Source organism: Kitasatospora sp. NPDC089509, from assembly GCF_044749365.1.
Lineage (GTDB): Bacteria > Actinomycetota > Actinomycetes > Streptomycetales > Streptomycetaceae > Kitasatospora.
Genome location: NZ_JBIVHS010000014.1, coordinates 1 through 24,523 on the forward strand (window position 1 = coordinate 1; position 24,523 = coordinate 24,523).

Annotated in this window: 31 protein-coding genes; 11 read left to right on the forward strand and 20 right to left on the reverse strand. The window is 73.1% G+C overall.

Annotated features, from left to right (window positions below; genetic code table 11):
* Positions 1 to 296 precede the first annotated feature (296 nt).
* The 3 genes from ACIP4P_RS26200 to ACIP4P_RS26210 form a co-directional block, all read right to left on the reverse strand.
* Complete coding sequence (locus tag ACIP4P_RS26200; protein ID WP_400922336.1) at positions 297 to 506, reverse strand: DUF397 domain-containing protein; 210 nt, start codon at positions 504 to 506, stop codon at positions 297 to 299.
* A gap of 213 nt (positions 507 to 719) precedes the next feature.
* Positions 720 to 929, reverse strand: coding sequence for a DUF397 domain-containing protein (locus ACIP4P_RS26205; protein WP_400922339.1), 210 nt, complete (start codon positions 927 to 929; stop codon positions 720 to 722).
* The gene (locus ACIP4P_RS26210; RefSeq protein ID WP_400922341.1) at positions 914 to 1,753 is read right to left on the reverse strand and encodes a Scr1 family TA system antitoxin-like transcriptional regulator; all 840 of its coding nucleotides are present in this window, start codon (positions 1,751 to 1,753) and stop codon (positions 914 to 916) included. Before ACIP4P_RS26210 ends, ACIP4P_RS26205 begins: the two co-directional genes overlap by 16 nt.
* A 120-nt stretch (positions 1,754 to 1,873) precedes the next feature.
* Here ACIP4P_RS26210 and ACIP4P_RS26215 point away from each other — a divergent pair, with 120 nt between their 5' ends.
* The 4 genes from ACIP4P_RS26215 (at position 1,874) to ACIP4P_RS26230 (ending at position 3,702) form a co-directional block, all read left to right on the forward strand.
* Positions 1,874 to 2,077 carry a hypothetical protein gene (locus ACIP4P_RS26215; RefSeq protein WP_400922343.1) on the forward strand — a complete coding sequence of 68 codons (204 nt, stop codon included), beginning with the start codon at positions 1,874 to 1,876 and terminating at the stop codon, positions 2,075 to 2,077.
* Positions 2,074 to 2,313, forward strand: a complete 240-nt coding sequence (locus tag ACIP4P_RS26220; RefSeq protein WP_350517842.1) for a hypothetical protein — start codon at positions 2,074 to 2,076, stop codon at positions 2,311 to 2,313. Before ACIP4P_RS26215 ends, ACIP4P_RS26220 begins: the two co-directional genes overlap by 4 nt.
* A gap of 74 nt (positions 2,314 to 2,387) precedes the next feature.
* Complete coding sequence (locus tag ACIP4P_RS26225) at positions 2,388 to 2,855, forward strand: NUDIX domain-containing protein (protein ID WP_400922346.1); 468 nt, start codon at positions 2,388 to 2,390, stop codon at positions 2,853 to 2,855.
* Positions 2,856 to 3,048: 193 nt separating this feature from the next.
* The gene (locus ACIP4P_RS26230; protein ID WP_400922348.1) at positions 3,049 to 3,702 is read left to right on the forward strand and encodes a DUF2306 domain-containing protein; all 654 of its coding nucleotides are present in this window, start codon (positions 3,049 to 3,051) and stop codon (positions 3,700 to 3,702) included.
* A 140-nt stretch (positions 3,703 to 3,842) separates the two neighbouring features.
* Here ACIP4P_RS26230 and ACIP4P_RS26235 read toward each other — a convergent pair whose 3' ends face one another.
* The 5 genes from ACIP4P_RS26235 to ACIP4P_RS26255 form a co-directional block, all read right to left on the reverse strand.
* Entirely contained in the window at positions 3,843 to 4,874 is a 1,032-nt protein-coding gene (locus ACIP4P_RS26235; RefSeq protein WP_350517838.1) for a terpene synthase, read from the reverse strand.
* Positions 4,875 to 4,948: 74 nt separating this feature from the next.
* Positions 4,949 to 5,548, reverse strand: coding sequence for a hypothetical protein (locus tag ACIP4P_RS26240; protein ID WP_400922350.1), 600 nt, complete (start codon positions 5,546 to 5,548; stop codon positions 4,949 to 4,951).
* A gap of 36 nt (positions 5,549 to 5,584) precedes the next feature.
* Complete coding sequence (locus tag ACIP4P_RS26245) at positions 5,585 to 6,013, reverse strand: VOC family protein (RefSeq protein WP_400922352.1); 429 nt, start codon at positions 6,011 to 6,013, stop codon at positions 5,585 to 5,587.
* A gap of 68 nt (positions 6,014 to 6,081) precedes the next feature.
* A complete protein-coding gene (locus ACIP4P_RS26250; RefSeq protein WP_400922354.1) occupies positions 6,082 to 6,534 on the reverse strand; it encodes a nuclear transport factor 2 family protein in 453 nt (150 codons plus the stop codon).
* Positions 6,535 to 6,613: 79 nt separating this feature from the next.
* Positions 6,614 to 7,573 (reverse strand): GlxA family transcriptional regulator, encoded by a 960-nt coding sequence (locus tag ACIP4P_RS26255; protein WP_400922356.1) that lies wholly within the window; start codon positions 7,571 to 7,573, stop codon positions 6,614 to 6,616.
* Between the two features lie 138 nt (positions 7,574 to 7,711).
* Between ACIP4P_RS26255 and ACIP4P_RS26260 the strand changes: the two genes are divergently transcribed.
* Positions 7,712 to 8,662: a proline dehydrogenase family protein gene (locus tag ACIP4P_RS26260; protein ID WP_400922358.1), complete on the forward strand. Its 951-nt coding sequence runs from the start codon at positions 7,712 to 7,714 to the stop codon at positions 8,660 to 8,662.
* 15 nt (positions 8,663 to 8,677) lie between these two features.
* Here ACIP4P_RS26260 and ACIP4P_RS26265 read toward each other — a convergent pair whose 3' ends face one another.
* From ACIP4P_RS26265 to ACIP4P_RS26285, 5 genes are all read right to left on the reverse strand, one after another.
* The gene (locus ACIP4P_RS26265) at positions 8,678 to 9,628 is read right to left on the reverse strand and encodes an SDR family NAD(P)-dependent oxidoreductase (protein ID WP_400922360.1); all 951 of its coding nucleotides are present in this window, start codon (positions 9,626 to 9,628) and stop codon (positions 8,678 to 8,680) included.
* A 108-nt stretch (positions 9,629 to 9,736) separates the two neighbouring features.
* Positions 9,737 to 10,219, reverse strand: coding sequence for a hypothetical protein (locus ACIP4P_RS26270; protein ID WP_400922362.1), 483 nt, complete (start codon positions 10,217 to 10,219; stop codon positions 9,737 to 9,739).
* A 176-nt stretch (positions 10,220 to 10,395) separates the two neighbouring features.
* Entirely contained in the window at positions 10,396 to 10,698 is a 303-nt protein-coding gene (locus ACIP4P_RS26275; protein ID WP_400922364.1) for a hypothetical protein, read from the reverse strand.
* A gap of 173 nt (positions 10,699 to 10,871) precedes the next feature.
* Positions 10,872 to 11,267 (reverse strand): nuclear transport factor 2 family protein, encoded by a 396-nt coding sequence (locus ACIP4P_RS26280; RefSeq protein ID WP_400922366.1) that lies wholly within the window; start codon positions 11,265 to 11,267, stop codon positions 10,872 to 10,874.
* 121 nt (positions 11,268 to 11,388) lie between these two features.
* Positions 11,389 to 12,114, reverse strand: coding sequence for a class I SAM-dependent methyltransferase (locus ACIP4P_RS26285; RefSeq protein WP_400922368.1), 726 nt, complete (start codon positions 12,112 to 12,114; stop codon positions 11,389 to 11,391).
* Positions 12,115 to 12,188: 74 nt separating this feature from the next.
* Between ACIP4P_RS26285 and ACIP4P_RS26290 the strand changes: the two genes are divergently transcribed.
* Together ACIP4P_RS26290 and ACIP4P_RS26295 are read left to right on the forward strand one after the other, a co-directional pair.
* Positions 12,189 to 12,815, forward strand: coding sequence for an XRE family transcriptional regulator (locus ACIP4P_RS26290; RefSeq protein ID WP_400922370.1), 627 nt, complete (start codon positions 12,189 to 12,191; stop codon positions 12,813 to 12,815).
* A gap of 169 nt (positions 12,816 to 12,984) precedes the next feature.
* The gene (locus ACIP4P_RS26295; protein WP_400922372.1) at positions 12,985 to 13,269 is read left to right on the forward strand and encodes a hypothetical protein; all 285 of its coding nucleotides are present in this window, start codon (positions 12,985 to 12,987) and stop codon (positions 13,267 to 13,269) included.
* 164 nt (positions 13,270 to 13,433) lie between these two features.
* Here the strand turns inward: ACIP4P_RS26295 and ACIP4P_RS26300 are convergent, their stop codons facing one another.
* A complete protein-coding gene (locus ACIP4P_RS26300; protein ID WP_400922374.1) occupies positions 13,434 to 14,018 on the reverse strand; it encodes a hypothetical protein in 585 nt (194 codons plus the stop codon).
* 148 nt (positions 14,019 to 14,166) lie between these two features.
* Here ACIP4P_RS26300 and ACIP4P_RS26305 point away from each other — a divergent pair, with 148 nt between their 5' ends.
* Positions 14,167 to 15,345 (forward strand): erythromycin esterase family protein, encoded by a 1,179-nt coding sequence (locus tag ACIP4P_RS26305; RefSeq protein ID WP_400922377.1) that lies wholly within the window; start codon positions 14,167 to 14,169, stop codon positions 15,343 to 15,345.
* An 81-nt stretch (positions 15,346 to 15,426) separates the two neighbouring features.
* On the opposite strand, the gene ACIP4P_RS26310 is transcribed toward ACIP4P_RS26305, so the two are convergent.
* A complete protein-coding gene (locus ACIP4P_RS26310; protein ID WP_400922379.1) occupies positions 15,427 to 15,918 on the reverse strand; it encodes a DUF2505 family protein in 492 nt (163 codons plus the stop codon).
* Between the two features lie 127 nt (positions 15,919 to 16,045).
* Here ACIP4P_RS26310 and ACIP4P_RS26315 point away from each other — a divergent pair, with 127 nt between their 5' ends.
* Positions 16,046 to 16,456 carry a PPOX class F420-dependent oxidoreductase gene (locus ACIP4P_RS26315; protein WP_400922381.1) on the forward strand — a complete coding sequence of 137 codons (411 nt, stop codon included), beginning with the start codon at positions 16,046 to 16,048 and terminating at the stop codon, positions 16,454 to 16,456.
* Positions 16,457 to 16,463: 7 nt separating this feature from the next.
* Here ACIP4P_RS26315 and ACIP4P_RS26320 read toward each other — a convergent pair whose 3' ends face one another.
* Together ACIP4P_RS26320 and sigJ are read right to left on the reverse strand one after the other, a co-directional pair.
* Positions 16,464 to 16,775 (reverse strand): hypothetical protein, encoded by a 312-nt coding sequence (locus ACIP4P_RS26320; RefSeq protein WP_400922384.1) that lies wholly within the window; start codon positions 16,773 to 16,775, stop codon positions 16,464 to 16,466.
* A 146-nt stretch (positions 16,776 to 16,921) separates the two neighbouring features.
* Positions 16,922 to 17,884: an RNA polymerase sigma factor SigJ gene (sigJ, locus tag ACIP4P_RS26325; protein ID WP_400922386.1), complete on the reverse strand. Its 963-nt coding sequence runs from the start codon at positions 17,882 to 17,884 to the stop codon at positions 16,922 to 16,924.
* Between the two features lie 122 nt (positions 17,885 to 18,006).
* Between sigJ and ACIP4P_RS26330 the strand changes: the two genes are divergently transcribed.
* Positions 18,007 to 18,393 (forward strand): DoxX family protein, encoded by a 387-nt coding sequence (locus ACIP4P_RS26330; RefSeq protein WP_400922387.1) that lies wholly within the window; start codon positions 18,007 to 18,009, stop codon positions 18,391 to 18,393.
* A 41-nt stretch (positions 18,394 to 18,434) separates the two neighbouring features.
* Here ACIP4P_RS26330 and ACIP4P_RS26335 read toward each other — a convergent pair whose 3' ends face one another.
* The 3 genes from ACIP4P_RS26335 to ACIP4P_RS26345 all read right to left on the reverse strand — a co-directional run bounded on the left by ACIP4P_RS26335 (position 18,435) and on the right by ACIP4P_RS26345 (position 20,045).
* Positions 18,435 to 18,695, reverse strand: a complete 261-nt coding sequence (locus ACIP4P_RS26335; RefSeq protein ID WP_400922389.1) for a hypothetical protein — start codon at positions 18,693 to 18,695, stop codon at positions 18,435 to 18,437.
* 79 nt (positions 18,696 to 18,774) lie between these two features.
* Entirely contained in the window at positions 18,775 to 19,209 is a 435-nt protein-coding gene (locus tag ACIP4P_RS26340; RefSeq protein ID WP_400922391.1) for a hypothetical protein, read from the reverse strand.
* A gap of 176 nt (positions 19,210 to 19,385) precedes the next feature.
* Positions 19,386 to 20,045, reverse strand: a complete 660-nt coding sequence (locus ACIP4P_RS26345; protein WP_400922393.1) for a histone deacetylase — start codon at positions 20,043 to 20,045, stop codon at positions 19,386 to 19,388.
* A gap of 425 nt (positions 20,046 to 20,470) precedes the next feature.
* Between ACIP4P_RS26345 and ACIP4P_RS26350 the strand changes: the two genes are divergently transcribed.
* A complete protein-coding gene (locus ACIP4P_RS26350; protein ID WP_400922395.1) occupies positions 20,471 to 24,466 on the forward strand; it encodes a Pls/PosA family non-ribosomal peptide synthetase in 3,996 nt (1,331 codons plus the stop codon).
* The last annotated feature ends 57 nt before the right edge of the window (positions 24,467 to 24,523 follow it).

The following is a 24,523-nucleotide window of genomic DNA, read 5'->3' on the forward strand; positions in this document are numbered from 1 at the left end:
GGAGCCATGAGAACAGGTCCCGGCAGCCGGACAGAACAACCCGAGGACAGCCCAGCAGGGCGTCAGTCAGTGGCAGAGCCACGACCACCGGAACCCGAGTATCAGCATCAATGTCAGTGGTGACCGGGATCTTCATGGGTGTTGACTCCTCGTCAGGGACCGCCCCTCGGCCCCGCCCGAGCAAGCACACCGTGCGGTCGGGTAATCACGCAAGGTCGTTTGCCGAAGATCACCTGCGTCTGGTAATGGCATGGCCCCGCCACCCCGGGGAGGGGTGGCGGGGCCATGAACTGGGGTCAGCGGGTGTCGAATTCGCCGGTGCGGACGGCGGTGACGAAGGACTGCCAGGCGGTGGCGGAGAAGATCAGGGCGGGGCCGGAGGGGTCCTTGGAGTCGCGGACTGGCATGACGCCGGCGAAGTTGTCAGCGACCTCGACGCAATTCCCGCCGCCTCCGCCACTGAACGTACTCTTCCGCCAGGACGCGCGAGTCAGGTTGACATCCATTCGAGGTTCCTCCGTACCGAGCGGAACTTTGCGACTGAGTCGGCCCGATTCATGGCCTCGATCAGCAAGTGATCGTAGTCCCCGGTCAGGGAAGAGATCGACGCTTGATCTTCACGTTGTGCCAGGGGCCGCGTTGCGCCTGGTGAAGCTCACCGATCTCCTACGCATGGCCCCGCCACCCCGGGGGAGGGGTGGCGGGGCCGTCAAGTGCGCTCAGCGGGAGACGAATTCGCCGGAGCGGACGGCGGTGACGAAGGACTGCCAGGCGGTGGCGGAGAAGATCAGGGCGGGGCCGGAGGGGTCCTTGGAGTCGCGGACGGGCATGACGCCGGCGAAGTCGTCAGCGACTTCGACGCAAGCGCCGCCGTTCGCGCCGCTGTACGAACTCTTCCGCCAGGAAGCCTCGGTCAGGTCGACATCCACTCCAGATCCCTTCTCACTGCACGCATGAAAGCCAGCGAATCAGCCCGGCCGTGGGCTTCGATCGCAAGCCGATCGTAACTGCTGTCCAGTGCGGCAACTGACTTGGTGTCGCGGTCGATGTAGCCACGCTGCTCAGTTTCTCCGTAAGCGAGAACTTTGCGGTTCTGCATGGTAAGGAGATGCGTTGCCTGCGTAAACGGTCTGTTCTCGCCCAGGCTGAATGGCGCCACCTGGATGACGATGTTGGGGCGGGTGGCCAGTTGTTCAAGGTGCAGCAACTGTTCAATCATGACGTCGCGTCCCCCGATCACCCGCCTGAGGCAGCTCTCGTCCAGCACTACATGGACGAGCGGAGGGGGAGTCCGTTCGAGGACTCGCTGACGGGCAAGCCGGAATGCGATGCGATCTTCGGCGAGTTTGTGGGTCGAACCGCCTTGCCGGACATCGCCCATCTGGATCGCCGTTGCGTAGGCCCTGGTCTGCAGAAGCCCGGCGATGAGGTTGATCTCGAAGATCCTGATTTGTTCGGCGAGAGCTTCGTAGCGCGCGTACTCCGGGAAGCCCTCCAGGATCGCCGCGTTCTTCAGCTGATACCACATCAGCAGCATGGTGCCGCCGGTGTCGAGTGCGATGTCCGCCAGTTCAGCGAGCTTGCGACTCGGCGGCCGGTGCGCAAGTTCGATGTAGGAGAGGTGCGAGGCGGAGCACTCCAGGAGCGGCGCGAGCTCCTCCTGCAGCAGGTCCCTGGCCTCGCGGAAGTTGCGAAGTTGGATCCCGAAGGGGGCCCACGGGCTCGACTCCGGGTCAATCTTCTTCTTGTTCATGGCAGTCCTCAACTTCCAAGGAACCCCGAGGCATGTAGCAGGTCGCTTCCGATGCTAGGGGGCGTCGGGCCACCATGTGCAACAGAACGTGAAACTCCCGTCGCAGAGAGTTCTATTCCCATGGCCCATGCCCAAGTCCCCCGCCTCCACGGCTACGGCGTCCTCTGGGACACCGGCGCCCGGTGCTACCGGGTCCGCAACGAGACGACCGGGGAGTGGCTGCTCGACGCCGCCACCGGCGACCGCGCCCGCTACTCCTCCTTCAACGATGCCTTCACGGCCTGGCGTTGCTTCGAGGTCCACCACCGCCCGGGGGAGCAGTGACCCTCTCCCGCATCACCGCCGAGCAGCGCCGCCAGGCCGCCGCCGTCCTGGACGACCTCACCACCGTCCTCGCCCTGGGCCGCGTCCAACTCCCCACCCTCGAAGTGGACTGGGACACCGGCCGCCAGTCCTGCGAGTACCTGCTCCACCTCACCGCCCGCCCCCTCGACCTGCTGCGCATCGTCGACCTGCTGCGCAAGGGCCTGCGCTACGAGCGCCTCACCTATGACGACTGAACTCCTCGCCCGCATCCTCTGGTGGGCCTGCTTCGCCCTCGTCCTGCTGTACGCCCTCAGAAAGTGAACCCCCCGTGCACGACCCCCGACTGCTCGCCAAGCCCCCCATCTGCCGCCTCGGCTGCCTCGTCCTGCTGCGCAACCAGCGCGGTGACGTCCTCCTCGTGGACCCCGACTACCTGGACGGCATGATCATGCCCGGCGGCCCCGGCAAGGCCAACGAGCCCCCGCACCGCGCCGCCGCCCGCCACCTGCACGCCCAGACCGGCATCATCGCGCGCCTGACCCACGTCACGGCCCTGGACTACAACCCCGCCGACCGCAACCTCGAACGCCTGGCCCTGGTCTTCGACGGCGGCACCGTGCGCGACGAACACCCCGTCACCGTCCCGCCCCAGCACCGCAGCCGCCTGCACGGCGCCCGCTTCGTGCCCGTGCGCGAACTCCCGCGCCACATGGCCCCCTCCCAGGCAGCCCGCGTCACTGAAGCACTCGCCGGCCGCACCCTGCCCATCCTCCAACACGGCCAACGCCCCGACTGAAAGACCAGGGCCCTGGAGCGCACTGGGGCGCGCTCCAGGGCCGATCGGGGGGATATCCCCATGGCGCTGACCAGCAGGATTCTGCCTATACCCTTAACTCCCTTACCCTGCAAGGAAATTGAGGGTTCTTTCGGGGTCCGCCTCAGGGTTCGCCCGGATGCCCGCCGCCGTCGGGGCGGCCGAGACTCGGGACATGCGCAGCATCACTCGGGCCGGCTGGGCCGTCATGACCGTGCTCTCCGCACTGGTCGTCCTCATCTCCGCCAGGTACCTGACCTTCAACCCGGACACCTTCTCCGGCAACCAACGCGCCACCTACCTGGCCCACGAACTCCCCCTCTACATCCACATCTTCGGCGCGATCACCGCCCTGGCCCTCGGGCCCTGGCAGTTCTCCGCCCGGCTGCGCCGGCGCTCGCCGCGCTGGCACCGCCGCATCGGCCGCGGGTACCTGCTGGGCTGCCTGGTCGGCGGGATCGGCGCGCTGCTGCTGGCGCCCCTCGCCTACGGCGGGCCGGTCGCCCAACTCGGCTTCGCCGGCCTGGGCGTGGCCTGGCTGATCACCGGCGGCACCGGACTGCGGATGATCCTGCACCGCCGGGTGGAGGACCACCGCCGCTGGATGATCCGCAGCTTCGCGCTCACCTTCGCCGCCGTCACCCTGCGGTTGATGCTGCCGGTCGGCCAGGCGGCCCACCTGGACTTCCGTACCTCCTACATGGTGATCGCCTGGCTGTGCTGGGTGCCCAACCTCCTGCTGGCCTGGTGGTTCACCCGCGCGCGCCCCGCCCGGCAGCCGCTCCAGGAGTCCCCGGTGCCCCCGGCACTGGCCGGCCGCCGGTCCTGAGGCCGGAGCCGCCGGGCCGCCGGAGGGAAAACCACGGCCGCCCGCGGATCACCGCGGGCGGCCGGGCCGTACCTGTGACGCCTACACGAACAACCGCCGGGATGGCCGACTCCGCCCGCGAACAGGGGGCGTCCTCACGGTCATCGCCGTCCCGCCGCGGAGAAGGCGTAGACCGCGGAGGTGCCCAGCCCGCTGGGCCCCCCGAGCGGCCCGGCCGCCGCCGTCGTGCCGAAGCGGCCGGTCAGTTCGTGCCAGCGGTAGGAGCCCGCCAGCGCCTCCTGGAGGGCCTCGACGAACGGCACGGCCCCCACCGGTACGGCCGCCGGGGCGGCGGCCAGGGTGTCGACCCGGGCGGTGAGCAGGTCGTCGATCAGGGTGGTGGCCTCGCCCCGGCCCAGTCCGAGCGCCACGCGGGCGACCTCCACGCCGTTGTTGCCGACCGTGCCCTCCTCCACCTCCCGGTCGTAGGACACGATGTCGTTGTGCAGGCTGACGCCGTCCACGAACGCGTCGACGGCGGTGCGCACACCCCGGTCGCGCAGCAGCTCCGGGTGCAGCTCGCCGAGCCCGTGCTCCATCAGGATCGCGGTGAACTGCAGGCCGCCGAAGTCCCGTCGCGCGCCCAGGTATTCGATCAGGTCGGCGACGGCGTGGTCGACGTGCTCCAGCTCCCACAGCACCCCCTCCAGGAAGCGCCGCACGCTGGCGGTGAACCGTTCGCGCCACAGCGGGCTCATGGTCGCCGCGGTGCCGGTCCACAGGTCGGCGAAGGCCCGCTCGACCGGGTTGTCCGGGATCAGCGGGCGCGGCAGTCCGTCCAGCGGCAGGAACTGCATCAGCCGCTCCACCTGGGCGCCGGCCGAGGCCCGGTCGTGGCCGCGGCGGTAGAGCGGCAGGAAGAGGTCGTCGACGAACCAGAGGGCGACGTGCCAGTCCGTCACCACCTCCAGCTCGCGGGCGTCGGCGTCCGGGTGGGTCAGTGCGATGAACAGCGGGAAGTCGGCCTGCTCGAACTTCTCCTCGCTCCACCGGCCGGGCCACTGCACGTACTTGGCGTCGAACATGCCCATCTTCCGGGCCCACTGCCGGGTGTGGGCGCGGGCCCGGTCGAGGTGCGGGTTGAGGCGGGCTTCGAAGGGCATGTGGAACTGCTGCCGCGATAGGGAATCCATGATCCGTTGGCTTCCCCGCCGGGGCCCCGATGATGCCGGGAATCGCGGCGGATGTCCCTTCCGGGCAGGGGAGTTCAGGTGTTCGAGGCCGGTGGGCGGGGGCCGGGGAACGCCCGGTCCCGGTGGCCGAGGAGTTTCGCCTGCTGGCCCTTGAGGTGGTCGAAGCAGTCGCGGACGTAGCGGGTCATGGCGCCCACGGGATACTCCTGCCGCAGTTCGCGGCGGGTGCCCTCGGCCCACTGCCGGGGGAACTCGACCTCGTCGACGGCGGTGAAGACGTACAACTCCAGCAGGACGCCCGGCATCTCGGGTCCGATCAGGAGGTCCGCCTTGGTGGTGAGCACCTCCCGCACGGCCCGCTGGTTGGGCAGGATGATCGCCTCCACCCACTTCCGCCACTCCGCCAGCTCCTCCCCGGTGGGGGGCCGGTCGCCCGGCCGGTCGGGGCGGTGCTGGAAGAGGTTGCGGCCGTCGTCACGGGGGTGGAGCTCGGTGAAGGCGCGGTAGGCGCGGTGGTTGGCCTCGACGAGCGCGAGGAGCGGGCCGTACAGCTCGGCCAGTTGGCGGTTGACCCGCTCCAGGCGCCGTTCGCGCTGCGACAGGCGCAGGTTGTTGACGTAGGTCGCTAGGTATCCGAAGAAGGCCACGGCGAGGGTGACTATGACGGTCGTCATACCAACCGGATCCTACGGCCCGGCAGTTCGGCCGACTCAGTCGACGCAGAACTCGTTGCCCTCGATGTCCTGCATCGAGATGCACGAATCCGTGCCGTCGTACAGCACCTGCACCCGCACCGCGCCGAGGGCCTCCAGCCGGGTGGCCTCCGCCTCCAGCACGGCGAGGCGCTCCTCGCCCACCAGGCCGGTGCCCACCCGCACGTCCAGGTGCAGCCGGTTCTTGGCGGTCCTGCCCTCGGGGACGCGCTGGATGTAGATCCGCGGGCCCTCGCCGGACGGGTCGGTGAGGGCGAACCAGGAGCCCCGCTTGTCCTCGGGCTCGGACTGCCGGAAGTCCTCCCAGCTGTCGAAGCCCTTCGGCGGCGGAGCGGTGTACCCCAGCACCTCGCACCAGAAGCGGCCCAGGCGCTCCGGCTCCGCGGCGTCGAAGGTGACTTGGAACTTCCTGATCACGGCAGACATGGTGCGCACCGTAGCAGGGGGCGTACGGGCGCTCACCGCAATATTGTCGGGTGGCCGTACCGGCCCGGCTACCGCGACCCCGTGAGCGCCTCCACGACCGCGCCGAGCCGGCCCAGCTCGTACGCGCCGCGCAACGCGTCGGCGTAGTCCCGGACATGAACGATCCGGCCCGCGCGCACCCGCAGCACGAGCAGGAACGGCAGCGTGAACGCGTGGCCCGTCCCGGTGACCACGGCCGCCGCCCGCTGCTCGGCGACGATCACCTCCGGGTCCGTCGTCTCGTGGACGACGACGTCGCGGATCTCCTCGACCCGCACCGGGGCGCCGGCCCAGGCGGCGCCGAAGCCCGCCCGGATCTCCGCCCGGCCCCGGTAGCGCTCCGGCCGGCCGGGCGTCAGCAGCGGGAACTCGTACACCGCGTCCTCGGCGTGCAGTTCGGCCAGCTCGTCGGCCGAGAAGTCCACCATCGCCCGGTGGAACGCCGCGAGCAGCTCGCGGGGACCTGCGCCGTCGTCCGTCATCGCCGCTCCCTGCCGCACTGTTCCCGGTTGCGTGTCCGACCCCAGCCTACGAGGAGTCGGAACACCGGCCCGCAGCCGGTCAGTTCGCGGCGGGCGGGGCTGCGAAGGTGCGCCGGTAGGCCTGCGGGGTGGTGCCCAGGCGGCGGGCGAAGTGGTGGCGCAGGGTGTCGATGCTGCCGAAGCCGGTGCGGTGGGCGACGGCGGCGATCGGCTCGTCCGTGGTCTCCAGGTGGTACTGGGCGAGCAGGACGCGCTGCCCGGTGAGCCACTGCAGCGGGGTGGTGCCGGTCTCCTGGCGGAAGCGGCGGGCGAAGGTGCGCGGGGACAGGTGGGCGTGGCGGGCCATCGCCTCGACGGTCAGCTCCTGGTCGAGGTTGGCCTCGATCCAGGCCAGCACGGGGGCCAGCGAACCCGTCCCGGGGCGGGGGAGCGGGCGTTCGCGGTACTGGCGCTGCCCGCCGTCGCGGTGCGGGGGTGCGACCATGCGGCGGGCGATCGCGTTGGCGACGGCGCTGCCGTGCTCCTTGCGGACCAGATGGAGGCAGGTGTCGACGCCGGCGGCGGTGCCGGCGCCGGTGAAGACCGGGTCCTCGTCGACGTAGAGCACGTCCGACTCGACCCGGGCCAGCGGGTGGCGGCGGGCGAGTTCGTCGGTGTAGCGCCAGTGGGTGGTGCAGCGCCGCCCGTCCAGCAGTCCGGCCGCGCCGAGCAGGAACGCCCCGGTGCAGATGCTCAGCACGCGGGCGCCGCGCTCGACGGCGGCCCGCAGCTCCTCGGCCAGGCGCTGCGGCTGGCGCAGCTGCGGGTCGTAGGCCGGGACGCAGATGAGGTCCGCGGAGGCCAGCCGGTCCGGGCCGTACCGGGTCCGCACCTCGAAGCCGTGCCGCATCGGGACGTCGGCGCCGGTCGCCGAGACGAGGGCGAAGTCGTAGCGGGGGAGCGCGTCGTCGCTGCGGTCGATGCCGAAGACCTCGCAGAACACGCCCAGTTCGAAGGCGTGGGCGCCGGGGAGGGCGAGCACGGCGACATCGCGGAGCACGGCTTCCCCTTTCCCTTCGCACGGTGGTGGCAGGAATTGCAGCCTACCGGTCGTTCCTGCCACTCCCGGCGGGTGCCCCCGCCCTGGCAGGCTCGCAGGCGTCTCCCACCAGCACCACGCGAACGGCCAGGCACCCCGATGACCCTGAACACCAACGACCCCGACCTCTCCGCACAGGCGGCCCAGGTCCTGCGCACCCTGGCGCTCGACGAGGAACTGAAGTGGCGCATCCCCGCCGACCCGGTGCTGGGCCCGGTGGCCCGCAAGGTCGCCCGCCGGTACGTGGCCGGCGCGACCCTCCCCGAGGCCGTCGAGCGCGCACACCGGATCCAGGCCGCCGGCCACCGCGTCAACGTCGAGTACATGGGCGAGAGCTGCCGCGATGCGCAGCGGGCCGTCGAGGAGACCGACACCTTCCTCGCCGCCGCCCGCCTCCTGCCGCCCGGGTGCTCGATCTCCCTCGACCTGTCCCACATCGGCCTCGCCGTCGACCCCGGCCTCGCCCTGGCCAACGCCACCCGCATCGCCGAGGCCACCGCCGCCACCGGACGGGAGATGATGATCTCGGCCGAGGGCTCCGACCGCACCGACGCCGTACTGGACCTGCACCGCACGCTGGGCGAGCGCTTCGACCACGTGGGCGTCACCGTCCAGGCCCGCCTGCACCGCACCGCGGACGACCTGCCGGAACTGCTCACCCGGCCCGGCCGGATCCGCCTGGTCAAGGGCGCCTTCCTCGAACCGGAGAGCATCGCCCTCCCGCGCGAGGCCCCGGCCCTGACCACCGCCTACCTGACGTACGCGCGGCAGCTGGCCGACTCGGGCCACCTGTGCTCCTTCGCCACCCACGACCGGGACCTGATCGACCGCATCGACCACCACCTCGGCGACAGGCAACGGGAGGGCGCCGCCTGGGAGTTCGAGACCCTCCTCGGTCTCGGGCCCGACCGTCTCGACGCGATGGCCGAGCGCGGCCACCCCACCCGCGAGTACGTCGTCTTCGGCACCGAGTGGTGGCTCTACGTCTGCAACCGCCTCGCCGAGGACCCGCAGCGCCTGCTCCAGGCCCTGGTCGACGCGGCTGCCTGAGCCCGGTCCGTACGGTCAGAACACCGGCTCGCAGCCGGTCAGTTCGCGGCTCGCCTCCCACAGCCGGGCCGCCGTGACCGGGTCGGCCAGGTGCTCCCACAGCGGCTCGGGCCGCGGCTCGCCGCGCAGCCCGAACGCCCGGGGGCCCCACAGCACCGGGCCGCCGCGCACCCCCGGGTCGAGCACCGCCCGCACGGCGGGCCAGGCGGCGGCGTCCTTGCCCTGGACGGCCAGGGCGAGCGGCAGGTGGGCCAGGCGCCGGCCGGTGGCGGGGGCGGGCAGGTGCGGGCGCGCGGGGGTGAGGGCGTCCAGCGCGCCGCCGGGGTGGACCAGGATGCTCAGCGTGGTGCTGCCGGCGGCGTGCAGTCGGCGGTCGAGCTCGACGGCGAACAGCATCTGGGCCAGCTTGGAGCGGGCGTAGGCGCGCTTGGGCCGGTAGTCGCGGGCGCTCTGCAGGTCGGCCAGATCCAGGCGCTCCGACTTGGCGGCGAAGCTGCCGGTGGTGACGACCCGGCTGCCCGGGGTGGCTTGGAGCAGCGGGGCGAGGTGGTGGGTCAGGGCGAAGTGGCCCAGGTGGTTGGTGGCGAACATCAGCTCGTGGCCGTGCGCGTCCGTGCGGCGCGGCGGGTGGTCGAACGCGATGCCCGCGTTGTGGACGACCGCGTCGAGGCGCTCCAGGGTGAGCGCGTGGGGGGCTGCCGCGACGGAGGCCGGGTCGGCCAGGTCCAGCGGCAGGTGCCGCACCCGGGCGCCGGGCACCCGCGCGCCGATCGAGGCCATCGCGGCCCCGGCCTTCGCGCGGTCACGGCTGCCCAGGACGACGACGGCCCCGGCGCCGGCCAGCTGCTCGGCGACGAAGTAGCCGATGCCCGCGTTGCCGCCGGTGACCAGGACGACCCGGCCGTCGGCCCGGGGCAGGCGGTGGACGTCCCACGGCGGGGTGCGGAGTGTGGAGGAGGAGGGCATGACGGGCTCCCGGTGGTTGTGCTCGGTGTGGTCCCCAGGGTTCCGTGCGCCGCTCACGCCCCACCGGCAGCCCGCTGTCCCCGCTGTCACGGGACCGGCACCGGGCCTTCACGGCGCCTCGGTGACGACCCAGTCCGCGGAGGGGGTGGTGCCGCCGGGCTGGGCGCCGAGAAGGCCCTCCTGGGTCTCCGTCAGGTAGAGGTCGTTGTCGTTGAGGTCCGAGGCCGAGCGGACCCGGGAGCGGCCGTCGTCCTCCGGGATGCGCCACGCCGACTCGGTGGCGCGGCACTGGCCGTAACGGATGGTCCAGTTGTCGCCGATGGCTACGCAGCCCCAGGCGTTCTTCTCCGGGTCGAAGTCCGCCACGTTGACCGACGTCCCCATCGGGCGCAGCTGCCACCGCTGCTCGGGCACCGCCTCGCACGGCTCCAGCCGCACCTGGGCGGTGCCGAAGGTGTGGTGCAGACAGGTGCCGGTGCGGGCGTTGCGCAGGGTATACGCGGCCGGCTCCGCCACGGCGTGCGGAGCGGCCAGCAGCAGGAACAGCGGCAGGGCGGCCGCGGCCGCCGCGCGCCAGGGGCGAACGGGCATGGGAGGGCTCTCCGTTGCGGCCCTGTGGGGGAGGGGCGTGATCGTCGGTAGGTGGTACAGCGGTTCGTACAGCGATCAACGATTCACGCCGGGCCGGGAAACGAGCCACCGGGCCCTGACATGCGAAAGCGCGGGAAGTCGGCCCGTCCGACTTCCCGCGCTGTGCGGTGGGGGTGCTACGACTGCCCGGGGACGCGGTACGGCTTGGAGGCCAGGCTGCAGGCCTCGGCTGCGAGCTCGGCGCCGACGTCGTGGCGCGTCATCTCCGAGACGCACTCCCGGATCGCCTCCTCGGTGCCGGCCTCGCCGATCCTGCAGGCGCGCTCGATGGCCTGCCCGTCACGGATCTTGATGTGGTACATCACGTCGGCGAAGCACGTTCCCGGCAGGGCGTGCGCGGCCGGGGCGAGGGCGACGGCACCGCCCAGGGCGAGGGCGAGGGTGCAGCCGGCGGCGGCCGCTCGTCGTACCAGATTCATGGTCGGTCGATCCTTTCGGCGGGCGTGGAGTTGACGACCGGGCGCGGGCATCCTTCGCCCACGAACCCGGCCGCCCGCCCATGCCTACCGGAAGGCCAGCCCTCTCCGGCCGGGCGCCGCGCCGACGCCCGGTCCGGATCACTCCCACGAGGGGCGCGCCGCCGGGGCGCGCGCTACAGCACCTCGGCCGGGTCGGCGTGGGCGTGCATCCGCACCACCCGGCCCTCGCGGACGGTGAACACGTCGGCGGCGGTGAGCTCCAGCGGGACGCCGTCCGTCTGCACGCCGCGCATGTGGTGGACGATCACGATCTCCTCGCCGCGCCGGTACGCGGTGCGCTCGGAGACGAGCTCGCTCCACATCGCGTACGCGGCACTCAGGTACTTGTGCACGGCGTCCCGGCCGTGGTGCGCACCGCCGTTGGGGAACTCCTCGGGCTCGACCCAGTCCACGTCGGGGTCCAGGTCGGCGACGGCGGCGTCGATGTCGCCCCGGGCGTAGGCGGTGTAGGCGGCGAGCACCAGGGCGACGTCGGGATCGGTGGGGTCTGCGGGAGAGGTGGTGGTCATGGGCGGGACGCTATCCCGGGCATCCGCGCCGGACGGCGCTCGTTCGTGGCACCGGCGAAGCGCGCCGGGCCGCCCGGCGTGAACGGGGTCGTGAACACCCTTGCCGGGCGCCCCTGCCCGGTCAGGGCCGCCGCGCCAGGAACACCAGCTCCCGCCCCGGCCGGTCCGGCGCGCCGCGCACCTCCTCCAGCACGAACCCGGCGGCGGCCAGGTCCCGTTCGACCTCCTCGCGCTCCCGGAAACGCAGCGTCGAGTCCGAGGTCAGCACCTGCCCGTCCGCACCGAACACGTACGTCTGACGGAACGTCACCAGCGGCCCGCGCACCTCCAGCAGCTCCACCCAGTTCTCCACCGCGCCCACGCCCGCCAACTCCGTGACCCGGTGCGAGCGTTCGCGGGTCCACTCCTCCCAGCCCCGGGCCGCCGGGTCACGGGTCTCGAAGACCAGGTGCCCGCCCGGGCGCAGCGCCCGCCGGGCGCCTAGCAGGGTGCGCCGCCAGTCCTGCGGATCGGCGATCGCCTGCGCGACGTTCGCCGTCATCGTCGCCAAGTCGACCTGCAGCGTCGGGAGTTCGTCGACGTCGCCGTGGATCCACTGCACCCGCTCGCCGCCCGGCTTGGCCCGGGCCACCTCGACCGAGGCCGCGGCCGGATCGACGCCGACCACCTCGATCCCGCGCCCGGCCAGCAGCAGCGCGAACACCCCCGTGCCGCAGCCGATGTCCAGCACCCGGCGCGCCCCGAACTCCTCGGCCAGGCCCAGGTAGGCGTCCAGGTCGGGGCGGTCGGGGTCCAGCGGGTCGTAGACGGCGGCCAGTTGCGGGTGCCCGTAGCATTCGTCTGCCATGCGAAGCAGCCTATGGTGCGCCCAGCTTCCGGCGGGCCCCGAACGCCCGGCCGAACGGGTGCGAGAGTGTGGGCATGGAGCTTGCCAACCGCACGCTGACGGCGGACGTGATCGCGGCACTGAGGTACTGGCCCGGCATCATCTGGGGAGGCCAGAAGAACCCTCCGGACCCGGTGGACATCACCGTGCTGCCCCCCTTCTTCAACGAGGTGCTGCAGGACCTTCCCTGGTGGAACCGCGACTGGAGGGTCGACCACGTCGAACCGGGCAAGCCCCTGGATACCGGTCGCGGCCGCTACGGCCTCCTGTCGACGTACGTCGAGGTGTTCGTGCCGGGCACGGTCGGCTCCTCCGGTGGCGAGAGCCTGCCCTTCGTCGCGAAGGTCGGGTTCGCGGGAGAACGACTGGTCGGGTTCCAGGCCAAGATCGGCGACGTGGTCCTCGGCCCCGCCACCGTTCCCGCCGGGCGGCCGGAGCCGCACCCGTTCGCCCGGCTGTTCACCGGGTTGATGGACCTGCGCGGGATCTCGGTCAGGGAGATGGCGCTGGCGACCGAGCGATCGATGTCCACCATCCGCATGCTCCGCGGGGGAGGCACCAACCCGGATCCGGAGCTCGTCCAGGAGGTCGCCTGGGCCCTGGGCATGACCGAAGCGGACGTCAGGGTCATCGCCGGACTCGACGGCGGCGGTACGGGCTGACCCCGTCGGCCGGCGGGGCGACCCGCGGGAGGCGGCCCGGCGCGGCGCTCGGCTGCGGCCGTGCTGTCGCCGGTTCGGGCGATTGCGGTATCCGGCCCGGTGCCGTGAAGATCCTGTCGTACGGGCGCCGTCGCCGGGCGGCGCGCCCCCATGCAACGGGAGGAACCCCATGCGTCGCCGGATCTTCGCCCCCTTCCTGCTCGCCGCCGCCGGCCTGTTCGCCGTCGCCGTCCCCGCCCAGGCGGCCACCGGGGTGCTGGTGGTCAACGGCGTGCCGCACGAGAACCCGCAGCGCGGCTGCTACCCGGTGCCCTCCTCCCCGGTGTCCGTCGAGAACTTCACCACCTCCGTGGTCCTGGTGCACTCGGCGGCGAACTGCCAGGGCCCGGTCACGGCCCAGGTCGAGCCCGGGCAGTCCGTCAAGGCCTTCGGCGGGAGCTACTTCGTCTTCTGAACCCGGCTCGTTCCGCTGACGGCGAGGACCTGCCCCACCGGCACCGGCCTCCGACCCGCCGTCCTGATCGCCGAATGCCTGCCCGTGGAAGGGTGAACTACCACCCCTGCCAGACCAGTTCGGTGTTCGAACGCTCGGCGGGTCACGGCCGGCGCCCGCCGGGCTCAGTCCGGGACGCACATCGCGAAGGACTGGATCTTGCCGAGGTCCATCTTGACGACCCAGGAGTTCGGCTTCGCACCCGAGGGCCCGTTGGTGGCCACGGTGTCGGCGTTGACGCCGTTGCCGGTGTGCACGGGCTGCGAGTCGTAGCCCCCTCCGCTCAGCTGGGTGCCGTTCGGGCAGGTCGCGTAGGCGGCCGTTTTGTCGGCGGACCAGGCGGAGGTGACGACGGTGGGCGCGGTGGAGGAGGCCTTGCTGCACATGGCGATCGCCTTGGCCTTGCCCTGGTCCATCTTGATCACCCAGGTGTTGGGCTTCGAGGCCGAGGGGGCGTTGGTGTTCACCGCGTCGGCCACCGCCCCGCTGCCCAGGTGCGCGGGCTGGGAGTCGTAGCCGCCGCCGACCAGCTGAGTGCCGCTGGGACAGGTCGCGGTGGCCGCGGCCTTGGACGCGGACCAGTCGGAGATCACGACCACCGGTGCGTCGGCCTGGGCGGCCGTCACCGAACCCGACACCCCCAGCAGTGCCGCGGAGCAGGCCAGGACCGCCGGGACGGCCAGGGGGCGGCGCAGGGTGCGCAACAACATGGGAATCTCCATCGAGAGAAGGGATGGGAACGTTCCAACGGCATGGTTTTACCGTTCTTTTGATGTCTTTTGGTCTCATGTGAAGGGGTTTCACCCGAAGGAGTTGGTGCTTGACCTCAAGTCGACTTCAACTACAACACTGGGCGGCATGCCGAACGACACCGCAACCAGCAGCCGCCCCGCCGACACCGCCGCCGCCCTCCCGCTCTCCGCCGCCGAGCTCGACCGGATCGCCGCACAACTGGCCGACGGCGCGACGGTGGTGGGCATCGGGGAGTCCACCCGCTTCGCCCGGGAGACCTCCGAGGTGCGCGACCGGCTGTCCCGCCGGCTCGTCCGGGAGCACGGCTTCCGCGCCCTCGCCGTCCAGGACGACGCCGCCGTCGGCGCCGCCCTCGACGCGTACGTGCGCGACGGCGAGGGGACGGCCGAGACCGCGCTCGCCGGAGCCTGGCGGCCGTGGCGCACCGCCGAGACGGCCGCCGCCCTGGAGTGGATCCGGGCGTACAACCGCGACCACGCCGACGACCCGGTCCGGATCTACGGCGTGAAGCCCGCCCAGGCCCGACCCGCCGACTACGACGCCGTCCTGGCCCACGTCCGCGACCTCGCACCGGAGCGCCTCGCCGAGCTGGCGGCCCACCTGGACCCGATCCGCACCGCCCACGAGGTGGACGAACATGTGCAGCGGGCCCGGGGCATCCACCCGGGCCGGCCGTTCGCCGAACACGCCCGCGACGCCCTCGCGTTGGTCGAGTCCGCCACGTCCGAGGGCGACACGCTCGCGCGGATGCGGCTGATCGCGGCCTACCACGAACACAGCGTCGCCGGCCGCGCCAACTACGCGGGCGAGGCCGAGAGTTGGGCCGAGGCCCTCGCGGACACCCAGCAGCGCACCGGCCTGCGTACCGTGTACTGGGACGGCATCGCCCACACCTCGGCCGCCCCGACCGTGCTCGGCGTGGCCCCCGAACGCGGCCCCCAGCCCACCGTCGGCAGCCTGCTGCGCGAGCGCTACGGTGCGCGGTACGTCAGCGCGGCGATCGGCTTCCACCACGGCGACCTGGGAGTCGCCGTCGTCCCCGACCCGGCCCCCGACCTGCTCGACGCCCGCCTCGGCGAGGCCGAACTGCCCGCTCGCTGGCTCGACCTGCGCGAGGCGGACGCGCGCCGGGAGTGGGCCGGCCCGGCCAAGGCCCGCGTCATCAGCGGCGTCTACACCCCGCAGCGCGACCGCGCCGAACACCTCACGGTCGCCTCCCTCCCCGAGGCCTTCGACGTCCTCGTCCACCTGCGCGAGGTCACCCCGGTGCACCGCCTGCCGTGACCGCAACTTCCCTGCTGCGCCTGCCCGTCGTCGCGGAGCGCGGTGGTCCGGCGGGCGGCCGGACCACCGCGTCCGCTGGTGTCAGCCGAGCTCCCTGGCCACTGCCGCCGCGAAGTGGTCCCACTCCTCCCGGAGCTGCTTCTCCAGGGTGCTCTCCATCAGGCCGCCGACGCCGAACACCTTGATCTCCACCGCGAACTCGATGGTCATCCGGCACCGGCCGCCGTCAACCGGTTCGATCCGGATCGCCGCCTCCTCGCGCCACTTGTCGGCCAGGGTCGAGGGGACGCGCCGCCACTTTCCGGTGCCGTCCGCCGGCGCGAACGTCCCGTCCTCGGTCTGCCGGAAGCCCGACCCGAGCAGCTTCGCCACCGGCCCCGGCAGGTCCCGTCGCGGCTGCATCGTCACTTTCCGGGTGACCTCTTCGCCGGTTTGCGTCTGCTCGATGACCTCCCACTGCGGGAAGCCGAGTTCCTCCCGGTAGAACCGCTCGTTGAAGGCGCGGTCCAGGAACAGTGCCCAGACCCGCTCGGGGGTTGCTGCGAACTCGTGTGTGGTCGTGAATTTACCCATGCGGGCACGCTAGAAGCCGCCCTGCCGCGAGGGCCTTCGCGACATGTTCAAACCACTCGAACGAGTGCCCACGGCCGATCCCAGCAGCCTTGACCTCAAGGCGGCTTGAGGTCCTAGGCTCGGTCGCATGATCTTCACCGAGGCAGAACACGCCTACCTCACCGGCCAGTTGCTGGCCCGGCTGGCCACCACCGGACCCGACGGCGCCCCGCAGGTGCGGCCGGTGGGCTTCCGGCTCAACGAGGACGGCACCATCGACATCGGTGGGCCCGCGATGGCGCGCAGCCGCAAGTACCGCAACGCCCAGGCGAGGCCCGAGGTCTCGGTGCTGGTGGACGACATGGCCCCGGCCGACGACCCGGTCGCGCCCGGGTGGGGGCGCGGGGTCGAGATCCGGGGCCGGGCCGAGGTGCTGGCCGTGGAGGTGCCGCCGGTGGCGCCCGGGCGCTTCAGCCAGGACATCATCCGCGTCCACCCGCGCCGGATCATCACCTGGAACCTGGAGGCGCTGGGCAGCCGTGCCCGCGACGCCGGGTGACGGTCCGTCAGTCCAGCGGCAGGAAGCTGCCGACGTTCGCGGTCCGGGACTCGCCCGCGCCGAGCGGGTCGAAGATGGCCGCCGTGCAGTTCTTGTCGGGGAACAGCAGGATCGTGCCGGTGGTGAAGTTGGTGATCTCGGTGCCGTCGCCGAGGCCGGTGTAGCACTGCCCGGCCTTCGGGTCGGCGATGTCGATGTGCAGCAGCGCGCGGTCCATCCGCACGTAGCCGGGGGCGGCGGAGGCGCTGGACAGGTTGACGAAGGACAGGGCGAGCACGCCGGCCGTGACGGCCAGCAGCGCGCGGGAGCGCAGGCGCATGGGGGACTCCTGGGGGGGAGGGGGAGGGATCACGGAGCGCAGGGCCCGCACCGGTACGGGCCCTGCGCTCCAGGTGACGGGTTACCCCCGCCGGGCCCCGTCGCCACGACGGGGGAAGGCGGTTCACCCGATCGGGATTCGTATGTCTACCGCTCCCGCGGCCGCTGCCGAAGCCCCAGGTCGGAGACCTCGCCCAGGTGGGCGAGCTTGTCGGGGTTGGACACGGCGTGCAGGGCTCGGATCGCGCCGTCGACGACGTGCAGCTCCAGGACGGAGACGACGCGCCCCTGCGGGTCGTAGGAGACCGCGCCGGGGCGGCCGTTGACCAGGGCGAGGCGCCGGGTGATGCCCAGTTCGCGGTTGCGCTCGAAGCCGAAGGCGAGCACCCGCAGGACGCGCTCCAGGCCGGTGACCGCCTTGCCGACCGACTGCCCCTTGCCGCCGCCGTCGCCGTGGAAGACCACGTCGGGGGCGAGCAGGCCGAGCAGCTGGGAGAGGTCCCCGCCGTCGGCCACCTCGAAGAAGCGGCGGGCGAGTTCGTCGCCCTCCGCGCGCCGCCCGGGCGCGGCAGCGGAGTCGGCAGCGGAGTCGGCAGGGGCGTTGGCGCCGGCGGCCAGGTGCTTGCGGGCCCGGGCGAGGATCTGACGGCAGTTGGCCTCGGACTTGCCGGTCAGCCGCGCGACCTCCGGGTAGCCGTAGCCGAGGGCCTCGCGCAGCAGGAACACCGCCCGCTCCACCGGGGAGAGGGCCTCCAGCATCAGCAGGAAGGCCATCGACAGCGAGTCGGCCAGTTCGGCGTGCTCGGCCGGGGCGTCGTCGGGGCGCTCGGCGAAGGCGACCACGGGCTCGGGCAGCCACTCCCCGACGTAGCGCTCGCGCCGCACCCGGGCCGAGTCCAGGTGGTTGATGCCCAGGCGGGTGACCGAGGTGGTCAGGTACGCCTTGAGGTTGGTGACGGTGGTGCCGGCCTGTTCGGCGCGGGTGAGGTTGAGGAACGTGTCCTGGACGAGGTCCTCGGCGTCGCCGACCGAGCCCGTCATGCCGTAGGCGATCGAGAACAGCAGCGGCCGGTAGCCGGCCGCCTCCGCCACATCCGTCGGACCGGCCATGGAACGCCCCTCCCTCTGCGCCGCCCCTCGCGGGGTGGCGCGCCTCACAGCGGCGGCTGTCACGGGCCGCGCTGCTGCCCTGTCCTGGAGGGCAGCAGCGGACAACGTACCGAGGAGCACGCATGAACCCCGCACTGTGGACCGTCACCGCCCTGCTGGCCGCCGCCTACCTGCTCGGCGGCGCCTTCAAGGTGCTGGTGCCGAAGGCGCGGATCGCCGCCGTCGGCGCGAGCGCCCGCTGGGTCGAGGACTTCGGCGCCGGCGCGGTGAAGGCGATCGGCGCCGTCGAAGTGCTGGCCTCGGCGGGGCTGGTGCTGCCGGGGCTGCTCGGCGTCGCGCCGGTGCTGGTGCCGCTGGCCGCGCTCGGGCTGGTGCTGCTGATGGCCGGTGCGGCCGCGGTGCGGGTGCGGCGCGGGGAGTACCCGTTGGCGGCGGTGGACGTGCTCTACCTCCTGCTGGCCGCCTTCGTCGCCTGGGGGCGGCTGGGGCCCGCGCCGTTCGCGGCCTGACCCGGCTCATCGCCCTGACCCGGCTCCTCGCCCGGGTGCGGTCAGCGGCCCGGCCACCGTTGGTCGGTGGGCGGCGGGAACGGGGCCGGGGCCGGCTGGCGCGGGGGGTGCGGCGGCGGGACCTGCGGGCCCGGGGGCTGGGGCGGGGCGCCGGTGCGCCCGGCGACGGCGGCCGCGAGCGCGAGGATCGCCTCGACCTGGGCCATCTCGACCCGGATCTCGGGGGTGATGCCGAGGACCTTCGACTGGAGCTGCGCGAGGATCGTCTCGGCCCGGGAGGCGTGGGTGTGGTAGTCGGACATGGCGGCACGGTAGCGGGTCGGCCCCAACCGCCCGCACGGCAGGGCGTTTTCGGACGGTCCGACGGCCCAGGGGCCGGGGTCAGCGCGGCGGCGGCGGTGCGTCGCCGCAGTGGGTGACGCCGTCGCCGGTGAGCAGCCAGGAGCGGCGGTGCGTGGACAGCCGCCAGGCCTCGGGTGCCTGCCGGGCCGCGCGGATCCAGGCGGCGAGCTCGGGCAGGGCGCTCTGCCGCAGGGCGTGCCGGGTGGCGGCGCGTTCGGTGCCCGGGACGGTGCCGACGCTGATCCGCACGGGGGTCCACCAGGACGGGCGGGTGCCGCTGAAGGTGTAGTTGGAGGAGGGCCGTGGTTCCCAACTGACCGTCAGCAGGGGTCCGTCACCGGGCGGGAGCGTGCCGAAGTGCACGTCGGCGGCGTCCGACTCCTGCGTCTCCGGCGCGCCGAGGGCCTCGCGCAGGTCGGTCGGGGTGAGGGGCCACGAAAGGTGGCGCGGCAGGCGGCGGTTGCGGGCGGGCACGGGCCCGAGGATGGCACGGGCCCCGGCCTCCGGGCACCCGGTTATCCGGCCCGTCCCGGACCCGGCGCCCCCGTCGCCACCGCACCCCGGGCGACGTCACCCGCACGGGTGCGGGCCCCGGCCGGGGGGTCCCCCGTCCCGGTACTTCCTGCCACCGCCCCCGGACGGTCCCCGCCTCACCCCAGCAGCGCCGCCACCGCCGCCACCGTCCAGTGCCCCGCCGCGCCCGGCCGGGTGGCGAGGTACCCGGCGGCGCGCCACGGCCCCCAGCCGTGGGCCTCGGCGAGCCCGGCGCCCAGGGTGCGCAGGTAGGCGGCGGTGGGGGCGGCGAGCCGGGCGTCGGCGAGGCCGGTGGGGGAGGTGAAGGTGAGCACCGGGCGCCCCCCGAGTGACCCGACGCGCAGCAGGGTCTCGTAGCGGCCCGGTCCGGCCCGGTCGCGTCCGGTGGCCAGGACCCGGGTGAGGTCGAGGTCGGTGCCCGGCGGGCGGTGCATCTCCTGGGCGGCGACGTCGCTGAACTGGCCGGGGGTGAGGAGGTGGCCGCGGGCGGGCACCGGCCCGGGGCCGGCCGGGTCGTAGAAGGCGGTGGCGCCGCCCCAGGTGGGGGAGGAACCCGCGAAGTAGAGGGTGCCGGGCAGGGTGAGGGCGGCGGTTTCGCGGGGCGGGCGGCGGTCGCGGCAGCCCGGGCAGCCGAGGGCCGCGCCCTCCGGACGGCCGCCGTACAGGTAGCAGGCGAAGCGGGCGGCGTGCAGGTTGGACCCGTACGCCGCGTACCAGAGGAGTGGAATCCCGCCGTCCGGTCCGGAACCGACGACCCCGGTCCCCACCGTCTTCACAGGAATGGTCCGATTGTTGGACGGCGGCTGGAGAGTCTCACACAAACGTGAGACTGACGTGAACGGGACGAGCATCCGACCAAAACCCCCCGATTCGGTAGCCAACCCCTCACTACCGGTACCGTTCCGGACGCCATGGTGTTCATCACTCTTCCCTTCGACGTCACACCCCTCCGGTTTTCACTGACTAGCCTTCACCAGCGAAAACACACGGAAATCTCCGAATCGACATTCGAATCGCATCGTCATAGGGCCGATTGGCATCGATGATGAGAATTCTCTTTGACCGCACCTTCACTGCATCCAGCAGACGCACAGTGGAGTCATGGTGAGTGGGCGCGCCCCACCACGTGACAACGACGTCACAGCACGTAGCAAGTCAAACGCGCCTCCCAAGGACAAACGGAGCCGAGGAACCCACCCCTATGGACGCACGCCACGAGATGGCTGGCCCACGCACGCTGCACCGACCCGACCCCGGGCAGGCCGCGGGCTGGCCGGTGGCCCAGCCCGCACACCCGCGCAGTCTCCTCGACGTCATCGCCGCCACGGCCGACGCGCACCCGCACGCGCCGGCCCTGGACACCGGCGACGCGGTGCTCGACTACAGAACGCTGCTGCAGGAGGTCGACGCCCTCGCCGGCGTGCTGGCCGGCCACGGCATCGGCACCGGCGACCGGGTGGGCGTACGCATCCCCTCCGGCACCGCCGACCTGTACGTCGCCATCCTCGCCGTGCTGCGCTGCGGTGCCGCCTACGTGCCGGTGGACGCCGACGACCCCGACGAGCGCGCCGAGATGATCTGGCAGGACGCCCAGGTCTGCGCCGTCCTGGGCGCCGAGCGCCGACTGGCCGCCGGCCCCGCCGCCCGCCCCTCCGGACGCCCCGCCTGGCCCACCCCGGCCGACGACGCCTGGATCATCTTCACCTCCGGCACCACCGGCCGCCCCAAGGGCGTGGCGGTCACCCACCGCAGCGCCGCGGCCTTCGTCGACGCCGAGGCCCGGATCTTCCTGCGCTCCCAGCCGCTGGGCCCCGGCGACCGCGTCCTCGCGGGCCTGTCGGTGGCCTTCGACGCCTCCTGCGAGGAGATGTGGCTGGCCTGGCGCCACGGCGCCTGCCTCGTCCCGGCCCCCCGCTCCCTGGTCAAGGCCGGCACCGACCTCGGCCCCTGGCTCGTGAGCCGCCGGATCACCGCGATCTCCACCGTCCCCACCCTGCTCGCCCTGTGGCCCCAGGAGTGCCTGGACCAGGTGCGCCTGATCATCGTCGGCGGCGAGGCCTGCCCGGCCGAACTGGTCGAGCGCCTGGCCGTGCCCGGCCGCGAGTTCTGGAACACCTACGGCCCCACCGAGACCACCGTGGTCGCCACCGCCGCCCGGATGCTGCCCGGCGAGCCGGTGCGCATCGGCGCCCCGCTGGACGGCTGGGAGATCGCCGTCGTCGACCAGGCCGGCCACCCCGTGCCCTGGTACGAGAGCGGCGAACTGCTGATCAGCGGCATCGGCACCGCCCGCTACCTCGACCCCGCCAAGGACGCCGAGAAGTACAGCCCCCACCCGGCGATCGCCTCCCCGCGCGTCTACCGCAGCGGCGACCTGGTCCGCAACGACCCCGAGGGCCTGGTCTTCCTCGGCCGCGCCGACGACCAGATCAAACTCGGCGGCCGCCGCATCGAACTCGGCGAGATCGACTCCGCCCTCCAGGCCCTGCCCGGCATCCGCGCCGCGGCCGCCGCCGTGCGCAAGACCCCGGCCGGCGCCGACCTGCTGGTCGGCTACCTGGTCGCCCAGCCCGGCACCACCCCCGACCTGGCCGACGCCCGCCAGCAGCTGCTGGAGCGCCTGCCCGCCCCGCTGGTGCCCGTCCTCGCCGTGGTCGACTCCCTGCCCACCAAGACCTCCGGCAAGGTCGACCGCAACGCCCTGCCCTGGCCGCTGGCCACCACCGGCGGCGCCGACCGACCCGCCGAGACCCTGGAGGGCACCGCCGGCTGGCTCGCCACCCAGTGGGAGCGCCTGCTCGGCATGGCCCCCGGCAGCGGCGACGACTTCTTCGCCCTCGGCGGCTCCAGCCTCACCGCCGCCCGCCTGGTCTCCGAACTGCGCACCCGCCACGGCGGCGTCTCCGTCGCCGACCTCTACGCCCACCCGGTACTCGGCGACCTCGCCGGCTACCTCGACTCGCTCGCCCCGGCCCCCCGGGCCCAGGCGGCCGCGGCAGGGCCGGAAGCCGCCGCGACCGCCGGACCCGCCCGCCGGGTGCGCCCCACCCCGCGCAGCGCCGGGTTCTGGCAGACCCTGATGCTGCTGGCCATGTTCGCCCTGTCCGGACTGCGCTGGGTCGTCGTCCTGATCGCCGTCGACAACCTCCTGGGCAGCAACATCCCCTGGGCCCCGCACAGCTCCTGGTGGCCGGTCGCCGCCGGCGCCGCCCTCTTCTTCACCGCCCCCGGCCGCACCCTGGTCGCCGCCGCCGGCGCCCGCCTGATCACCGCCGGCATCCGACCCGGCAGCCACCCCCGCGGCGGCCAGGTCCACCTGCGGCTGTGGGCCGCCGAGCGCTACACCGCCATGTTCGGCACCGGCAACCTCTCCGGCACCCCCTGGGCCCCGCGCTACGCCCGGATGCTCGGCTGCCGCGTCGGCAAGGGCGTCCAGCTGCACACCGCGCCCCCCGTCACCGGCCTGGCCCGGATCGGCAACGGCGCCACCCTCGAACCCGAGGCCGACATCGCCGGCTGGTGGCTGGACGGCGACATCCTCCAGCTCGGCCACATCGACATCGGCGAGGGCGCCAGCATCGGCCACCGCGCCACCCTGATGCCCGGCGCCCGCATCGGCGCCGACGCCGAGATCGCCCCCGGCAGCTGCGTCACCGGCACCGTCCCGCCCGGCGAACACTGGCACGGCTCCCCGGCCCGCCCCTCCGGCGAGGCCCCCACCCCCTGGCCCGCCGGCCCCGCCAAGGCCTCCCGGGCCTGGAACCCCGCCTACGGCCTCGCCTTCGTGCTCTTCGGCCTCACCCCGGTCATCGCCGCCCTGCCGGCCCTGTTCATCGTCTACCCGATGGCCGACGGCACCCGCACCCTGGCCGACGTCCTGCTCCGGGTGCTGCCGCTGACCGTCCCGCTGACCCTGCTGTCCTTCCTCTGCTACGCCACGCTGATAGCCCTGCAGATCCGGCTCTTCTCGCTCCCGCTGCGCCCGGGCCACCACCCGGCCACCGGCAAGGTCGCCTTCTGCGCCTGGGCGGTCTCCCACCTCAGCGACGGCGCCCGCCGCACCCTGTTCCCCTTCTACGCGAGCCTCTTCACCCCGGTGTGGCTGCGCCTGCTCGGCGCCCGCATCGGCCACCGCGTGGAGGCCTCCACCGTGCTCGCCCTGCCGAGCCTGATGCGGGTCGAGGACGGCGCCTTCCTGGCCGACGACACCCTGGTGGCCCCCTACGAGCTGCGCGGCACCTGGCTGCGCCTGGGCCGCGCGCACGTCGGACGCCGCTCCTTCGTCGGCAACTCCGGCATCGTCGGCCCCGACCGCTCGCTGCCGGACAACTCCCTGGTCGGCGTGCTCTCCGACACCCCCGCCCAGGCCCCCGAGGGCTCCTCCTGGCTGGGCCGGCCCGCCTTCGCGCTGCCCCGGGTGGCCGACACCGGCGGCGAGGCCCGCACCTACGACCCGCCCCGGCGCCTGATGTGGGCCCGCGCCGCCGTCGAGGTCTGCCGGCTCCTGCCGATCCTCATCGCCGCCCTGCTGGCCGACCTGATCTTCGCCGCCCTCCAGGCGATCCGGGACGACTACGGGCTCGGCACCGCCGTCGGCGCGGCCGGCCTGGTGCTGGTCGCCGCCGCCGTCGTGGCCTGCGCCATCGCCACCCTCGCCAAGTGGCTGCTGGTCGGACGCTTCCGGGTCGCCGAGCACCCGCTCTGGTCGTCATTCGTCTGGCGCAACGAGCTCTACGACACCTTCGTCGAGGAACTCGCCATGCCCTTCGGCGGCGGCGCCATGACCGGCACCCCGTACCTGAACCTGTGGCTGCGCAGCCTCGGCGCCAGGATCGGGCGCGGCGCCTGGTGCGAGACCCACTGGCTGCCCGAGAGCGACCTGGTCACCGTCGGGGCGGGCGCCAGCGTCAACCGCGGCACCGTGCTGCAGACCCACCTGTTCCACGACCGGGTGATGCGCCTGGGCCCGGTCCACCTGGGCACCGGCTCCACCACCGGGCCGCACTCGATCGTGCTGCTCAACTCCTCCCTCGGCGACACCACCACGGTCGGCCCGGCCTCCCTGGTGATGCGCGGCGAGAACGTCCCCGGCGACACCCGCTGGCTCGGCAACCCGGTCGCCGCCTGGAGCGGCGACCCCGTCCCGCCGGCCGGCCGCCGCGCGGCCCGCGGCCGCCGGCGGGCGGGTGTGAACTAGCCCACTCGGAGCAGTCGATCAGGTAGCGGTGCGGTCACGGTTCACCCCGTGACCGCA

Bases quoted from the DNA above. Each gene is read 5' to 3' on its own strand.
- ACIP4P_RS26285 (WP_400922368.1), bottom strand. From the start codon at position 12,114: ATGGCAGACGAATGCTACGGGCACCCGCAACTGGCCGCCGTCTACGAC.
- ACIP4P_RS26235 (WP_350517838.1), bottom strand. From the start codon at position 4,874: ATGGATTCCCTATCGCGGCAGCAGTTCCACATGCCCTTCGAAGCCCGC.
- ACIP4P_RS26305 (WP_400922377.1), top strand. From the start codon at position 14,167: ATGCCGAACGACACCGCAACCAGCAGCCGCCCCGCCGACACCGCCGCC.
- sigJ (WP_400922386.1), bottom strand. From the start codon at position 17,884: ATGGCCGGTCCGACGGATGTGGCGGAGGCGGCCGGCTACCGGCCGCTG.
- ACIP4P_RS26320 (WP_400922384.1), bottom strand. From the start codon at position 16,775: ATGCGCCTGCGCTCCCGCGCGCTGCTGGCCGTCACGGCCGGCGTGCTC.
- ACIP4P_RS26315 (WP_400922381.1), top strand. From the start codon at position 16,046: ATGATCTTCACCGAGGCAGAACACGCCTACCTCACCGGCCAGTTGCTG.
- ACIP4P_RS26250 (WP_400922354.1), bottom strand. From the start codon at position 6,534: ATGACGGACGACGGCGCAGGTCCCCGCGAGCTGCTCGCGGCGTTCCAC.
- ACIP4P_RS26215 (WP_400922343.1), top strand. From the start codon at position 1,874: ATGGCCCATGCCCAAGTCCCCCGCCTCCACGGCTACGGCGTCCTCTGG.
- ACIP4P_RS26335 (WP_400922389.1), bottom strand. From the start codon at position 18,695: ATGTCCGACTACCACACCCACGCCTCCCGGGCCGAGACGATCCTCGCG.
- ACIP4P_RS26300 (WP_400922374.1), bottom strand. From the start codon at position 14,018: ATGTTGTTGCGCACCCTGCGCCGCCCCCTGGCCGTCCCGGCGGTCCTG.
- ACIP4P_RS26270 (WP_400922362.1), bottom strand. From the start codon at position 10,219: ATGCCCGTTCGCCCCTGGCGCGCGGCGGCCGCGGCCGCCCTGCCGCTG.
- ACIP4P_RS26240 (WP_400922350.1), bottom strand. From the start codon at position 5,548: ATGACGACCGTCATAGTCACCCTCGCCGTGGCCTTCTTCGGATACCTA.
- ACIP4P_RS26350 (WP_400922395.1), top strand. From the start codon at position 20,471: ATGGACGCACGCCACGAGATGGCTGGCCCACGCACGCTGCACCGACCC.
- ACIP4P_RS26280 (WP_400922366.1), bottom strand. From the start codon at position 11,267: ATGACCACCACCTCTCCCGCAGACCCCACCGATCCCGACGTCGCCCTG.
- ACIP4P_RS26245 (WP_400922352.1), bottom strand. From the start codon at position 6,013: ATGTCTGCCGTGATCAGGAAGTTCCAAGTCACCTTCGACGCCGCGGAG.
- ACIP4P_RS26275 (WP_400922364.1), bottom strand. From the start codon at position 10,698: ATGAATCTGGTACGACGAGCGGCCGCCGCCGGCTGCACCCTCGCCCTC.
- ACIP4P_RS26310 (WP_400922379.1), bottom strand. From the start codon at position 15,918: ATGGGTAAATTCACGACCACACACGAGTTCGCAGCAACCCCCGAGCGG.
- ACIP4P_RS26210 (WP_400922341.1), bottom strand. From the start codon at position 1,753: ATGAACAAGAAGAAGATTGACCCGGAGTCGAGCCCGTGGGCCCCCTTC.
- ACIP4P_RS26200 (WP_400922336.1), bottom strand. From the start codon at position 506: ATGGATGTCAACCTGACTCGCGCGTCCTGGCGGAAGAGTACGTTCAGT.
- ACIP4P_RS26295 (WP_400922372.1), top strand. From the start codon at position 12,985: ATGCGTCGCCGGATCTTCGCCCCCTTCCTGCTCGCCGCCGCCGGCCTG.
- ACIP4P_RS26260 (WP_400922358.1), top strand. From the start codon at position 7,712: ATGACCCTGAACACCAACGACCCCGACCTCTCCGCACAGGCGGCCCAG.
- ACIP4P_RS26265 (WP_400922360.1), bottom strand. From the start codon at position 9,628: ATGCCCTCCTCCTCCACACTCCGCACCCCGCCGTGGGACGTCCACCGC.
- ACIP4P_RS26290 (WP_400922370.1), top strand. From the start codon at position 12,189: ATGGAGCTTGCCAACCGCACGCTGACGGCGGACGTGATCGCGGCACTG.
- ACIP4P_RS26230 (WP_400922348.1), top strand. From the start codon at position 3,049: ATGCGCAGCATCACTCGGGCCGGCTGGGCCGTCATGACCGTGCTCTCC.
- ACIP4P_RS26330 (WP_400922387.1), top strand. From the start codon at position 18,007: ATGAACCCCGCACTGTGGACCGTCACCGCCCTGCTGGCCGCCGCCTAC.